The organism is Lachnoclostridium sp. An138, from assembly GCF_002160765.1.
Taxonomy (GTDB): domain Bacteria; phylum Bacillota; class Clostridia; order Lachnospirales; family Lachnospiraceae; genus Laedolimicola; species Laedolimicola faecalis.
The window spans coordinates 1-12,737 of sequence record NZ_NFLF01000035.1 but is presented as its reverse complement, the minus strand read 5'-3'; the positions used below and the strand labels follow the sequence as shown (position 1 = coordinate 12,737).

The following is a 12,737-nucleotide window of genomic DNA, read 5'->3' as shown; positions in this document are numbered from 1 at the left end:
CTTCCCGCCTGCGGCGAAGTGTTCGGAGATTTTTATACGGTTGTTCCCACATACAAAATACTGCGTGCCGTTCTCTGCTTGTATGACCTGCCCTGTCCGGGGTGTAAAAATATCGCTTTTGCTTTTTGCCATCCAGTGTCCTCCATATTCAGTTTTCAAGGTACAATGCCGCACAGAGGCGGCGAAAATTTCTGCTTATATCTATCACCTTTCCTTTACCGTGTGCCGCTGCTGACGTTTCAGTTCCGCCAGTATATCCGGCGGGATACGGTCAACCAGCCGCTGTAAATTGTCCAGTTCGCTTTTCAGCTTTGCCCGTTCCATCGTATCTTTCATCTTTCCTTTTTCGCTGGCCTTTGCCCTTGCTTCCAACTTCTCATTCTCCGCCAACAGGTCATTGATTGTGACCTTGTACTTTTTCAACTGCCCGGAGAAGTTCTCCATCTGCGGGAACCACTTTTTCAGCATGGAGAGGGCTTCCTCTTTTTTCTTTCCGGCGTTCAGCGGGTTAATGCCGTCAAGGGTGGCTTCAATGGCTCTGGCCTGTTTGGAGAGGGAAACCGCCTGTTTGAAAATCCGGGTGGGGATATGCTTCCGGCCTGTCTTGCTGGCACTCTCCCCACGCTCCAAGTCGGGATATTTCACCACCATATAGGCGTGAAAATCGTCCTGCCACTTCGTCAGGTTTGCCCGGTTGCCGATAATCTCCTTTGCACACAGGCGGTTGTCCTTTGTCAGCGGAACAAAGGTCAAATGCAGGTGGGGCGTTTTCTCGTCCATGTGTACCACCGCCGACACGATATTTTCCCGTCCTACCCGTCCAATGAGGAAGTCCGCCGCCCGCTGGAAGAACGCCTGTATCTCCTTTGGGGATTTCCCCTTGAAAAACTCCGGGCTGGCAGTTATCAGCGTATCGACAAACCGTGTGCTGTCTTTCCTCGTCCGGCATCCGGCCTGCTCGATACGGCTCTGAATGAAGTGGTAATAGCGTCCTTCCGGCTTGACGATATGGAAGTTGTATTTGCTCCGGCTTGTGTCAATGTCGGGATTGCTGGCATACTGTTCTTTCTGTCTTTCGTGATGGGCTTCCAGCGGCCTTGCCGGGTTGCCCTTGTGCTTCTCAAACCGTAAAATTGCGTGTTGTGCCATTCTGCTCCTTTCCCCATTCCTTTCCTATCCGGGGTTTTCCACAGGGAAAATCCCGCCGGAATTATCTCTGATACGATAGGAATGGAATGGATATAAATAAATCATTTTAATCTTTGTATTTCTATATACCGTCCGGTTTTCGTACTTCAGGGGGGGCGGTTTCCGTACTTCATGGGTACGGTTTTCAGCCCTCCGGCGTACCAGAACGGGATTTCTTGAAGTCGGTGTTTGGAACCGCTTCATAGGATTTTGGGAAAATGCGGTTGGGTTTTCCACAGCCCTGCTTCTGGATTTCCACCAGTCCGGCGTATTGCAGTTCCCGCAGGGTGTTCACCGCTTTCTGCCGCCCACAGTGGAGCAGGTCAACCACCTCGCAGATGGGGTAATACAGGAAAATCCGTCCGCAGTCATCCGCCCACCCATTCTTGCGGGATAACTCTGTCCGGCGCAGGATAAAGGCGTACAGAACCTTTGCCTCGCTGGACAGGGGCTTGAATGTGGGGGCTTCAAAGAGGAAATTCGGGAGCCGGGTGAAGCTGAACGCCTTTTCCGGCTGATGGATATAGATGGTATTTGTCATAGCGCATTTTGTGGACGGTTAGAAGCCCGTTTTCCGGGGCGGGCGATACTTTATACCACCTGCCCCGTTTTGGGGCTTGCGGAGCCTGATAAATCAAGGCTTTTTTCGCTCCTAACTGTCCACAGCAGACCTCCTTTTCCGTTCACTTTCTGTTTTCTGCCGCCTGTGAACTCTGGCGGCACAGCCGGGGCAGTATTTTGCCCGGTTAGATTTGGGGACGAACACGCCGCCGCAGACCGCACAGCGTTTCAAGTCCTTATCCCGGAAAATCTCCGCTTCCAACGTCCCGTCCAGCGGCAAGACCGCCCAGCGGAACCACTTACAGCAGACCGAGAAAGAAATCGTCTGCGGGCAGGTGCAGGTGTCCCCATCATCAAGGACAATGCAGTTGCCGTCCTCACAGCAACAACACTCCCGGCGTATCAGGCTGGCCGCCTGTTTTCTCTGCGCCGGTGTCATGCGGTAAAGGGAACCGTCCGGCCTGCGTTCCAGTGGCGGCAAGTCTTTATAGGGGTTATCTCTCATGCGTTCCCTCCATTTTGCTTTCCGTTGCCGTTCTCCCCGAAAAGGTTTCCTGCCCCATTCCTGCGGCGTGTTCCAGCGTTGGCACGCTCCCCGCAGCTTCGGGACATTTTGTCTCGAAGTCCGGTTCCTTGCGGTGCTTCCCCAGCCGGGGTATTCCTTTTCGGACGGTCATTCTGTTTTCAAGGTGCTGTCCATCGATGAACTACCCTAAGTCTACACGAAAAAAATGCAATCCCCGGAATTTTGCGAGAATTGCATTTTGATGAAGTTTACACTTTGGAAATTGCATTTTTGCAATCATTCTGTATAATGGAAGTATGCGGAGGAGGTGCGTATCTATGGCTTTACCCGGAACACCCGGACAGCGGATTTCCGATTTATGCAACGGGAACCACATCACACAAAAGGAACTTGCGGAGAAGATAGGGGTTTCCGCTTCCCAGTTGAGCCGCATTGTCAGCGGCGAAACGAGAACGGTCAGCAGTGATATTCTCATAGGCGTGGCAAAGGAATTTAAGGTATCGACAGACTACATACTGGGCTTATCCACCGTGAGCGTCCGTAAAAGCTACGATATTTCTGAATTAGGCTTGTCCGAGGGAGCCGTGAGGGGGCTCGTGACGGGTGCTGTTGATGTGCAAATCCTCAACCGCCTGTTGGAACACAGGAATTTTCCTAAGCTGATAGATTTGATACGGATTTATTTTCAGGACACAGCGGCAAAAGGCATAACAGCAAGAAACCAGCTTATCGAGATAGCAACGGCTTCCCTGTCCGACCTGATGAAAGAACACCCGGAACACCGGGCGGAAGCAAAGCAGGATTTACAGCTTTTGAACGCCCAGAAGATGGGGGAACATGAGGCGGAGATTGAGAAAATCAAAAATGTGTTCCTTGCTATCCTGCGGGATATTAAGAAAGACATTGACAACGGGGAACAGCCGGGAGAAGCTGTGACCGCCGCGATGTTCCAAGCCATGCGGGACGCATTGGCGGAACAGAAGCAAAACCCGCTTTCCATTGACGATGTAGCGGCGATGGTTGCCGGACAGATCGGACAGCTTACGCCGATGGATGAAGAAACTGCCGACCTGTTCAAGCAGTTGGCAAAAAAGATGATGAAAGGAATAGAATAATAGCCTGTTATTCGAGATAATAATATGCCATTAGTAAAGCATGACTACCCTGTTTTAGAGTACGATACCGCATCAAAAGCTGTTTTTCAGCCGGGAAATGGGAAAAAATGTTTTCCTGCAAAAGCAGTGTTTGCTTTTTTAGGAGACGAGGTTGAAAATTATGCACATACCCATGATGGAATACAGATAGATGAATTTGAAAGTGCAACAAGACGATATCCTATTTATGAATGTCTTTATAATCAGGAGAAAATATGTCTATGTCCGGCTCCTGTGGGAAGTGCTGCTGCCGTCCAAGTTTTAGAATATTTAATTGCAGGGGGTGTAACAAAGATTATTTCCGTCGGCTCTTGCGGCGTATTGGAAGACATCCCGGAAAATAGATTTTTGATACCTGTTTCTGCATTGAGAGATGAGGGAACATCTTACCATTATCTTCCTCCCTCCCGAGAAGTAGAGATTTCAAAGGCTGGTATAAATGCGATTGAATCTGCTTTAAGCCAAAAGAATATACCATATTGGGAAGTTAAAACATGGACAACAGACGGTTTTTATCGAGAAACAGTAGAAATGGTTCAGTATCGGAAAGAAGAGGGATGTCAAGTAGTAGAAATGGAATGTTCCGCATTGGCGGCGTGTGCAAAATTTAGAAAAGTTACATGGGCTATGCTGCTTTTTTCAGCCGATACTCTTGCAGACCCTCATAAATACCAAGAAAGAGAATGGGGAAAAACAAGTATATCCATAGCCTTAGAATTAGCCTTAGACGCTGTTTTATCAGTTGTTGAGGAGTAAAAATAAATACATATAGGAGTTACAATGAATATAAATGAATTTCCACAACAAGTAAATCAAGTTATTTCAATAGCAGAAACCATATTACAAGGTCAAATATTGGGGATATATTTATATGGTTCAGCAACAATGAATGGGCTGCGTCCAGATAGTGATATAGATATACTGATAATTACTAAACAAGAATTGAGTAATTCAATCAGAGCAGATCTAACAAAGCAATTATTGAAAATTTCTGGCTCCGTAGGCTGTATTGAAAAAAGACCTTTAGAGGTAACTATTATCAATCAATCTGATATTGTTCCGTTGCAATTTCCGCCAAAATGTCAGTATATGTATGGTGAATGGCTAAGGGGAGAGATGGAAGCAGGAGAATATCCGCAAGCCTGCAATGACCCAGATATAATGATTTTATTATGGCAAGCAAGAAAAAATAGCATAACTTTGAAGGGGGCGGAAAGCAAAGAGCTTATTCCCGCTATCCCATTTCACGAAATTAAAAAAGCAATTCGGTTTTCTTTACCTGGTTTGATTTCCAGCTTTAAGGGTGATGAAAGAAATGTGTTATTAACCTTATCACGAATGTGGTTTACTTTAGTAACAGAAGAAATCACGACAAAAGATGTTGCCGCAAAATGGGTAATTTTAAAATTGCCGGAGAGATTTCCCCCCCTGCTAACAACGGCAAAGGAAGCTTATTTGGGAAATTTGTCTGATGAATGGGAGACAGTAGAAAAGGAAGCGATGGCACTTGTAGAATATATGAAAAAACAAATTGAGGAATTACTTAGAACAGAGTAGCAAAGTTAGCGGGGCCAATCAACGGTCAAGATGAACGGCGCATAAATGCGCCGCCGTTGACAGTCCCGCCCGTCTTTGCTGATGGGCAATCAAGGCGGGAAAGCCCTAAAATGGCTTCCCGCCCATTTCAATCTTGAGAGAAGAAACGCTCCAAAATCAGAAAGAGAGCGGTAAATCTGAATTGCGAGGGAGAATGTAGATGAATCAAGGAAGAATTATTGTGATTACAGGTTCGCCGGGAACAGGAAAGACAACAACTGCGTCGATTGTCGCAAAAGAATCGAACATGGATAAATCTGTGCATATGCACACAGACGACTTTTTTCATTATTTAAGCAAAGGAGCAATACCGCCGCATTTACCAGAGTCCAACGAACAAAATTTAGTTGTCATTGAAGCCTTTTTAGAAGCTGCAAAGCGCTATGCCCGCGGCGGATATGATGTAATTGTAGATGGAATTGTCGGGCCGTGGTTTTTAGAACCATGGAGAGCCCTTGTTCGAGAAGATTATGAAGTACACTATATTGTTTTAAGAGCCAGTAAAGAAGAAACTATGAAACGAGCTGTGGAACGCTCAAAATTAGACAGAAAAACAAATGTTGAATTAGTAGAAACAATGTGGGAGCAATTTTGTAATTTGGGGATATATGAATCGAATGTTATAGAAACGACAACCTATTCTATCCAAGAGGCTGTTTTGGCAGTAAAAGAAAAAATTTCAAGTGGAGCCGCATTGTTATCTTAAACGCTTTCTAAAAATCGAAATTTCATTTATCAGAGAAATAGCAAAGCCAGCCGGGGTAGTCAACGGTCAAGATGAACGGCGTATTTCATGCGCCGCCGTTGACAGTCCCGCCTGTCTTTGCAGATGGGCAATCAAGGCAGGAAACCCCTAAAATGGCTTCCCGCCCATTTCATTATGAGAAAAGAAACGCTCCAAAATCAGAAAGAGAGCGGCCAAGCACTTTGAGGGATTGGTCGCCTTGTTCACCCATTCAGCGGGACGGCGGGTGGCGGTCAAGGCCGGGTGTAAGCCCGTTCATTTCAGCCTTGACGGTTGCCCGCTGTCCTGTTACTTTTCCGGGAGTGTAGCCACAACTTCGGGACACTTTGTCCACAAGTCGGAGCGTAGGACGAGGGACGGGGGATTTCATATACGCCCAGTCTGCTGTTGAAACCAGACCTGTGCTTACGGCTCTACGCCACGCAAGCACAGCCCTGTTTTCCTGCCGCTTCAAATGCCCTTGCCCTCCCCGGCGGCAACGGCATTTTCACGGCAACGCCGACAGAGCGTATAACACACTACACTTTGCTTCGCAAAGTCGTGTGCCAAATGGGGGCGTTGCCCCCTTTGGAAACCCCCACAAGAAAAGGCGGTACGCTACCCCTCCACGGGGCGCATACCGCCTTTTCTTGTTATCCAGCCCTCCGGCTGTATCGGTTGAGCAAAAGTCAGCGTGGGATTGATGTGGTATCTTTATCTAAGTGAACCCCCATTCTCCCATTTGGAGATCGTCTGGCGAACCACATTCAGCTTAACAGCCAGTTCTTCCTGAGAAAGTCCTTTTGATTTTCTCAGCATTTTTATATTTTCGTTTAACATTTAAGGCAGCCTCCTTCTATTTGTTGTTACTGCCATTGTATGAGAACCTGCCCGTTGCCGCAAGCAACGCAGATTAACATTTCCGATTAACCATAAAAGTTTTTCCGGTTCCTGTCAGACTGCTTTTAGAAGCAGGGGCACTATCTGCCCCTGTGCTTCTCTTTCTTTTTCTGCTGTTTCAGTTCAAACCGACGCTGTTTCTCTGCTTCCCGCCTTTCCCGGCCCGCAGTCTTACGTTCCGTTTTCCACTGCTCCTGCTGTAATTTCAAAGCCTGCTGCGACTTCGTGCCTATCCCGGTATTCTGTACCTGTTTCTGCACCTCGCGCTGCATCCGTTTCGGATTGCGGACGGCCTCTTTTACATCAGCTGCCACAGCCGGACTAAATCGCAGCCAATAGTAATTTTTCAGAACGAAATCCGCCATCTCATAATCCTTCGGCTCCGCGCCGAATGTTACTTTGCATACAGATAACCGGCCTTCCGATATACGCTCAAACACGCCTATCCAAAATGGTTCCTCAAAAAATACTGACAGCCTGCACGATACTTTGTCCATGACAAGTCCTCCTTAAATGATTGTAATGAACAAAGAATGGACGACCCTAAGGAGGGAGGGTTACTTACACCATACAGATACGGTGCGGCCGGGCTACCTTCCGGCTCTGTAAGAGCTTTTCTCTTACGCTGCGTTTTTATCTTTGCCCTCTGATATTACCACATTCCCGGCTGTTTATCCATAAGTTAAGCATTTAAAGCACTTCTGAAGCATCTGTTTTCTACTGATTTCTCTGAGCAGCCTATTTTCTGAGTTTTATTTGCCTTTTGGGGAGATGTATGTCAATATAGAAATATCTTCATTATTCAATGGCTAATAAAATGGCAGCTATTATAATAGCCGTCATCCCAAGCCTGACCAGCTTTTAAAAATTGCAAACGCTTTAGGCGAACCGGCTTTATTCAGTCCCTGTGATACAACGAAACAAATTGATGGCTTTCCAGAGATATGTGTTTCTACATTTTCAGAAAATATTATTCAAAAGTTTTCTTCGTTAAACACCACTCAAAAGATAGCAGAACTATATACTGCAAATGGTGTGATACCGGTTTACAAAATCCGTTATAAAGATACAGACATTGCTTTCTATCTATCCAGAGTAGGAGCGCCCGCCTGTGTTGTAGGATTTGAAGAAATTGTTGCTATGGGTGCTAAGAAGTTTGTTTTGTTCGGCTCCTGTGGAGTATTGGACGATGACAGTGTAAAAGACCAACTCATTATTCCCGTTTCTGCCGTCCGGGATGAAGGCACAAGCTATCATTATATAGCACCCTCGCCGGAAATTGAGGCAGATCCGCATTCTGTTAAGATACTGGAAAACGTCTTATCAAACTGCGGTTATCCTTATATAAAAGGAAAAACCTGGACTTCAGACGCAATTTACAGATATAATGTCTGACGACATTATATCACAGCCTTAATCGACAAGGGTATACAACGACGATAGCAATCATGTATACTAGGATTAGAATCAATGTTTGTATGGCAACCGATAGTTGCCATATAGTTGGTAGCCAAAAGAGCAAATTTCAAGTACGATTACAGCAAAAAGGAGGTGCAACTTATGTCACTGGGAGAAAAAATCAAGGCTTGTCGGCAAAACGCAGGTATGTCGCAGGAGAAAGTAGCCGAATTGGTTGGCGTGAGCCGCCAGGCCGTTACAAAATGGGAGGCAAACCAGTCTGCACCTAATACCGAAAACCTGTTCAAGCTGGCAGAGATTTTGGGCACAACGGTCGACTTACTGCTTGCTTCCCAGGAAACCGGAACATCTCCGGCAGAACAGATTTACCACCTCTACAAAATGGATAAAAGAAAGAAAGCCGAAAACCGACGAACCAGACTGAAGTCGAATCTGCTCCTTACATTGGCTGTTATAGGCGGATACATCGTAATCTATCTGGCAGGACGCATTTTCGGAACAGACGAATCGCAGATGAGTGTAACGGAATGGCTATTTGGAAATGATCCGCAGCAGTTACGCTATTTATATGGCTGGTTACTCCACCAGCATATTTTCTGGGTTGCTATGGCAATATCTGCAATCCCCGCATTGTTCGGGAAAAAATATTTTTCATTTACTACGCTATTCGGCTTTGCAATTGCTCTGCTGATTGGCGAACTATGCGGCCATAATCCGGCGGGGAGCACATACGGACACGGACACTACGGCTGGGCTATTTGGGGCTGTATCTTTGCATTCTCTGTAGTTATGGGAATTATACTTGAAAAAATCGCCAAAGAGAAATTTGAGCTTAGATCCAAAAAGATAGGGATTTGGTTCGCGATTTTTGTCGTTGGCGTACTCGCGATAGTTTTGGCTATTCGGGCAGGAATGCCTGCAAGTTTCAGGTGATTTAATGGCAGGCGAAGCTATTCATAATTTACTATAATCTTTTTGCAATAATCACAACGATATGCCGCTATTCGGTCTCCGAGTGTTCTTGCAACCATATCTGGATCTGTATTGAGGCGTAAAGTTTCCTCGTCATCTTTCCAGACCAATGCCGGTCCTCTGCCTACAGCATGAAGCTGGCCTTCACGCATCTCTCTTTCACAATATGGACACCTCATCTATCATCCTCTCCTTTTTTTCTAAATGTCAAATCTGACAGTTCCCAGATAATTCCCAGCCCCTGGACTCTTGACTCGCCACGCCCCTTAAAAGTGTCTGCACAATGCACAGCTGCTTTCAACAGGCTAAAGACTATACGAAAATAGTCCAAGACTCACATTCTGGACTATTTTTTAAATATGATTATTCAAACTCGACAAAGCCTAATCACCTTTGTTTAGAGATAATTCTCTGCCGTATTCTTGGTGCTTTTGATTATTTGATGTATCCATATTATCCTCCCCATATGGGCTAATGTTATCAGTTTGTTATCGGGGGCTGATAACACTTGCCTTCCTTAGCACGGAGCAATATCATCTCGTCCAAAATATCGTAGCAGATTTCAAGTTATATTGCAATAAAATTTCAAATTTTAGTTCCACAATATCTTATATCTGTGTTTTAAAAATTGTTGATAGCGGGACGCTTCTGTGGTATAGTATTTTCCGAACACAGTATCAATAAGCTGTAGCTTGAAAGTTGGTGAACAAGTGGACAAAAAGGAAACCATTAAAAACATAATAAATAACAACGACGGCATTGCAAAAACCGCTGATTTTGTCTCCGAAGGGCTTTCTAACTATGATGTAGCCAACCTATGCAAAGAGGGATATATCAAGCGTATCAGACATGGCTATTACCAGCTCGCTGAGCAGGAAGATATAAAGGAAGAACAGGTACTTGCCTCTCTCCTTCCCGAAAGCGTCGTATGTGTGGAATCGGCGCTGTTTTATTATGGTTACAGCGACTTTTCGCCCCGGCAATGGTCAATTGCCGTCCCCCGTACCTTTTCACGGACAAGGCTGCATATCGATTCTTTAGCGACAAAGGTGTATTTTGTACAGCCCACCTTGTTTGAAATCGGAAAAACAAGTGGGGATTTTAATGGAGTGCAGCTTGCTGTTTATGATCGGGAACGCACCATTTGCGACTGTTTCAAATACCGCACAAAGCTGGACAACGAAATGTTTAATAAGGCGCTCAATGCCTATGCTGCCGATAAAAAGAAGAACCTGAGCAATCTTTCCAGTTACGCAAAGGAAATGCGGGTTTATAAAAAATTGATGGATGTGATGGAGGTGTTGCTTAATGGCTGATATTGCCGCTTCCGTGCTTGCACGGCTGAAAAGTAAAGCTGCTGAAAGCGGCAGAAGTTATCAGCTCTGCTTGCAGCTTTTTTGTCAGGAAGAATTTCTCCGCCGTTTAGAGAAATCCAAATATGCTGAAAATCTCGTGCTAAAAGGCGGGCTGTTTCTTTATTCTTTGACCAACTTTGACAGCCGGGTAACGGTGGATGTGGACTTTTTGCTTCGACAAGTACCAAGCACGGCGGAACAATTAAAGTCCCTTCTGGAAGAAATCATAACAGTCCCTACCGGCAATGATTTTGTAACCTTTGAGATTAAGGATGTTGCGCCTATTGCCATCAATAAAAAGTATGCGGGAATCGGTGCATCTATCGTTGCCCGTATCAAAAATACACGAACGCCGTTCAGCATTGACTTCGGTGTGGGAGATGTCATCGTTCCGAAACCGGAAAAGCGCCAGATACCAACGCAGCTTCCAGATTTTGAATCACCAACGGTAAATACTTACTCTATTGAAACCACTGTTGCGGAGAAACTCGACGCCATCTTGAGCCTGATGGAATTCTCCAGCCGAATGAAAGACTACTACGATCTTTATTACATCGCCAACAAGTTTGATTTTAATGGCGGAGTGTTTACTGAAGCACTCAAAAAGACCTTTTCAAACCGTGAACACAACTTCTCGCCGGAGCAATTCAAGCAGGTCATAAGCTTTGCCGATGATGCTGCCATGCAGAAGAAGTGGAAGGCGTTTGTCCGCAAGATCAATACCAAGACAGACGATTACAGTACCATTCTGAAAACAATAAGGATTTTTCTTGAAAAGCCGTTTACGGCGGCAGTAGAAAATAAAACATTTACCGAGTGTTGGTCTGCTGCCAACAGCAAATGGATTTAATCGGGAGGAATAAAATGAGCACAAATATATCCAAGCAAAAGCGTGAGGACTTGCTAAATAAAATCAAAGCCCTTCGGGCGTTTATTTCTGCTGCGCCACAGAATGAGATCACAGTCAATCTGCTTTCCTATCTTTCCGACCTTGAAAAAGATGTGAATGGCAAGAAATACGGCCTTGTATTTGAAGAACACTGTGAGGAAATAGACGAAGTGCTGGATACCCATACACCAGTACTGACCGAAGAGAAAGACCTCCGCTATTTGCTCTACTAGCCGAAGAAACATATCTTCCGCCTGTGTGTCAATATCGGCAAGGTAACTGTTCAGCTTACCGCTTGTGAGCAGATTGGTATAGAATACTCTGCGGTGCTGTTTGAGATAGCACAGGTGCCGTTGTCCCCAGACATCGGATATGCCTTCTGATATCCTCTTATGCTGAACTTCCAATCTTTAGAAAATATCAGAAGCCTAACCAATATCCCCCAATGCATGATTAGATCGTTCCGAGTTTCTGATAATAGAATTGGATAGTTGCAAAAAAAGGGGCTTCTCTCTGCTTTTCACTTCCCATAATTATAATCGACATGAGTTGTACCTCTACTTTTTTTCCACTGACATTCCATAAATTTTCTTTTCGTAGAAGGCTCTGGGAATACGTCCGGAAATCGTAGTATAACCCATTGCAAATAACTCCGAATTCCACTCTTTGATTAAGCGATAGGCTAAGGGTCTTGAAATTTGCAGGTCAGTCATTACCTTGTCTGCCCGGATAAACAACTCTTGACCTTTTTGTCTTGTACTCATATACACCGCTCCTTTTCCGTTTATGAATTATAAAAAAGCACTAATCGTTTTTTTATATTATGTTCTACTTCGTAAAAAGTCAAGCATTTTTTGTGCTATTTTTATATTTATTATACGGTTTTAAATTATTTATTTGTGCGTATTGCACATACGTTGTCACCCCATTGTTCAGTGATTGTCCAGTGTATATCAAGTGTATGTCAAGTGTTTTGACAATAAAATCTTACGCCCCCTTCCTCTGCTAAAATTTTTACTCCCACAACGCAAAAACGGAGCCTTTCGGCTCTGTCTCTCTGGCAACATATAAATTCTCGTCAAATGCCATATTTGCAAGCATTTTGCAAGCACAAAGCCCAGAAAACAGTAAGCGCTTAATAATACAACGGCTATCTTTTTAAACCACGTTCTACTATTATTGAAGTAAAACGCTCCAACTTCAACTTTTTGATTCAATCCTGCATCTTTGCTGTATCATGTCAGACCAGGGCATCAGCTCTTCTATACCCTCGGGCTCATTTTTGTAGTCCGGCATATAGAGCAGTACGGTCTCCAGATAAGCATAGATGTTCCGATTGTTGAGTTTGGCAGTTTCCACCAGACTGTAAATGATGGAGCTGGCCCGGGCACCCTTTACGGTATCGTGGAATAAAAAGTTTTTCCGTCCCACTGCATAGGGGCGGGCGATATTT

General features: G+C 45.0%; 16 protein-coding genes and 2 pseudogenes. 9 read left to right on the top strand and 9 right to left on the bottom strand.

The window, feature by feature from the left end:
* Positions 1 to 204 precede the first annotated feature (204 nt).
* The 3 genes from mobV to B5E82_RS17250 all read right to left on the bottom strand — a co-directional run bounded on the left by mobV (position 205) and on the right by B5E82_RS17250 (position 2,254).
* Positions 205 to 1,149 carry a MobV family relaxase gene (mobV, locus tag B5E82_RS17260; protein WP_087308759.1) on the bottom strand — a complete coding sequence of 315 codons (945 nt, stop codon included), beginning with the start codon at positions 1,147 to 1,149 and terminating at the stop codon, positions 205 to 207.
* 184 nt (positions 1,150 to 1,333) lie between these two features.
* Positions 1,334 to 1,729 carry a replication initiator protein A gene (locus B5E82_RS17255; RefSeq protein WP_087308758.1) on the bottom strand — a complete coding sequence of 132 codons (396 nt, stop codon included), beginning with the start codon at positions 1,727 to 1,729 and terminating at the stop codon, positions 1,334 to 1,336.
* Positions 1,730 to 1,840: 111 nt separating this feature from the next.
* A complete protein-coding gene (locus tag B5E82_RS17250; RefSeq protein ID WP_058722955.1) occupies positions 1,841 to 2,254 on the bottom strand; it encodes a cysteine-rich VLP domain-containing protein in 414 nt (137 codons plus the stop codon).
* 338 nt (positions 2,255 to 2,592) lie between these two features.
* Here B5E82_RS17250 and B5E82_RS17240 point away from each other — a divergent pair, with 338 nt between their 5' ends.
* The 4 genes from B5E82_RS17240 to B5E82_RS17225 all read left to right on the top strand — a co-directional run bounded on the left by B5E82_RS17240 (position 2,593) and on the right by B5E82_RS17225 (position 5,731).
* On the top strand, positions 2,593 to 3,390 hold the full coding sequence (locus tag B5E82_RS17240) for a helix-turn-helix domain-containing protein (RefSeq protein WP_002578724.1): 798 nt from the start codon (positions 2,593 to 2,595) through the stop codon (positions 3,388 to 3,390).
* A 24-nt stretch (positions 3,391 to 3,414) separates the two neighbouring features.
* Positions 3,415 to 4,185 carry a nucleoside phosphorylase gene (locus B5E82_RS17235; RefSeq protein ID WP_002578723.1) on the top strand — a complete coding sequence of 257 codons (771 nt, stop codon included), beginning with the start codon at positions 3,415 to 3,417 and terminating at the stop codon, positions 4,183 to 4,185.
* A gap of 24 nt (positions 4,186 to 4,209) precedes the next feature.
* The gene (locus B5E82_RS17230) at positions 4,210 to 4,986 is read left to right on the top strand and encodes an ANT(9) family aminoglycoside nucleotidyltransferase (protein WP_002578722.1); all 777 of its coding nucleotides are present in this window, start codon (positions 4,210 to 4,212) and stop codon (positions 4,984 to 4,986) included.
* 199 nt (positions 4,987 to 5,185) lie between these two features.
* Complete coding sequence (locus B5E82_RS17225; RefSeq protein WP_087308756.1) at positions 5,186 to 5,731, top strand: AAA family ATPase; 546 nt, start codon at positions 5,186 to 5,188, stop codon at positions 5,729 to 5,731.
* 738 nt (positions 5,732 to 6,469) lie between these two features.
* Here the strand turns inward: B5E82_RS17225 and B5E82_RS17210 are convergent.
* Together B5E82_RS17210 and B5E82_RS17205 are read right to left on the bottom strand one after the other, a co-directional pair.
* A pseudogene (locus B5E82_RS17210) lies at positions 6,470 to 6,589 on the bottom strand (helix-turn-helix transcriptional regulator); the annotation flags it as partial.
* 140 nt (positions 6,590 to 6,729) lie between these two features.
* Entirely contained in the window at positions 6,730 to 7,146 is a 417-nt protein-coding gene (locus B5E82_RS17205; protein ID WP_087308754.1) for a YjdF family protein, read from the bottom strand.
* Positions 7,147 to 7,516: 370 nt separating this feature from the next.
* Here B5E82_RS17205 and B5E82_RS17200 point away from each other — a divergent pair, with 370 nt between their 5' ends.
* Both B5E82_RS17200 and B5E82_RS17195 read left to right on the top strand, forming a co-directional pair.
* Positions 7,517 to 8,044, top strand: coding sequence for a nucleoside phosphorylase (locus B5E82_RS17200; protein ID WP_330398420.1), 528 nt, complete (start codon positions 7,517 to 7,519; stop codon positions 8,042 to 8,044).
* Between the two features lie 165 nt (positions 8,045 to 8,209).
* On the top strand, positions 8,210 to 9,001 hold the full coding sequence (locus B5E82_RS17195) for a helix-turn-helix domain-containing protein (RefSeq protein WP_087308753.1): 792 nt from the start codon (positions 8,210 to 8,212) through the stop codon (positions 8,999 to 9,001).
* A 17-nt stretch (positions 9,002 to 9,018) separates the two neighbouring features.
* Here the strand turns inward: B5E82_RS17195 and B5E82_RS19030 are convergent, their stop codons facing one another.
* Positions 9,019 to 9,219 (bottom strand): PF20097 family protein, encoded by a 201-nt coding sequence (locus B5E82_RS19030; protein WP_087308752.1) that lies wholly within the window; start codon positions 9,217 to 9,219, stop codon positions 9,019 to 9,021.
* 531 nt (positions 9,220 to 9,750) lie between these two features.
* On the opposite strand from B5E82_RS19030, the gene B5E82_RS17185 reads away from it, so the two are divergent.
* Genes B5E82_RS17185 through B5E82_RS17175 form a run of 3 tightly spaced genes read left to right on the top strand, consistent with a single transcriptional unit; the run spans position 9,751 to position 11,517 of the window.
* On the top strand, positions 9,751 to 10,356 hold the full coding sequence (locus B5E82_RS17185) for a type IV toxin-antitoxin system AbiEi family antitoxin domain-containing protein (RefSeq protein WP_087308751.1): 606 nt from the start codon (positions 9,751 to 9,753) through the stop codon (positions 10,354 to 10,356).
* Positions 10,349 to 11,245, top strand: coding sequence for a nucleotidyl transferase AbiEii/AbiGii toxin family protein (locus B5E82_RS17180; protein WP_087308750.1), 897 nt, complete (start codon positions 10,349 to 10,351; stop codon positions 11,243 to 11,245). Before B5E82_RS17185 ends, B5E82_RS17180 begins: the two co-directional genes overlap by 8 nt.
* A 14-nt stretch (positions 11,246 to 11,259) precedes the next feature.
* Positions 11,260 to 11,517, top strand: coding sequence for a hypothetical protein (locus tag B5E82_RS17175; RefSeq protein WP_206415739.1), 258 nt, complete (start codon positions 11,260 to 11,262; stop codon positions 11,515 to 11,517).
* Here B5E82_RS17175 and B5E82_RS17170 read toward each other — a convergent pair.
* From B5E82_RS17170 to B5E82_RS17160, 3 genes and pseudogenes are all read right to left on the bottom strand, one after another.
* A pseudogene (locus tag B5E82_RS17170) lies at positions 11,509 to 11,649 on the bottom strand (TnpV protein); the annotation flags it as partial. The gene B5E82_RS17175 and the pseudogene B5E82_RS17170 sit on opposite strands and share 9 nt — an antisense overlap.
* A 192-nt stretch (positions 11,650 to 11,841) precedes the next feature.
* Complete coding sequence (locus B5E82_RS17165) at positions 11,842 to 12,048, bottom strand: hypothetical protein (protein ID WP_087308749.1); 207 nt, start codon at positions 12,046 to 12,048, stop codon at positions 11,842 to 11,844.
* A gap of 436 nt (positions 12,049 to 12,484) precedes the next feature.
* The coding region (locus B5E82_RS17160; protein WP_140393182.1) for a transposase domain-containing protein at positions 12,485 to 12,737 on the bottom strand (253 nt) is incomplete at its 5' end.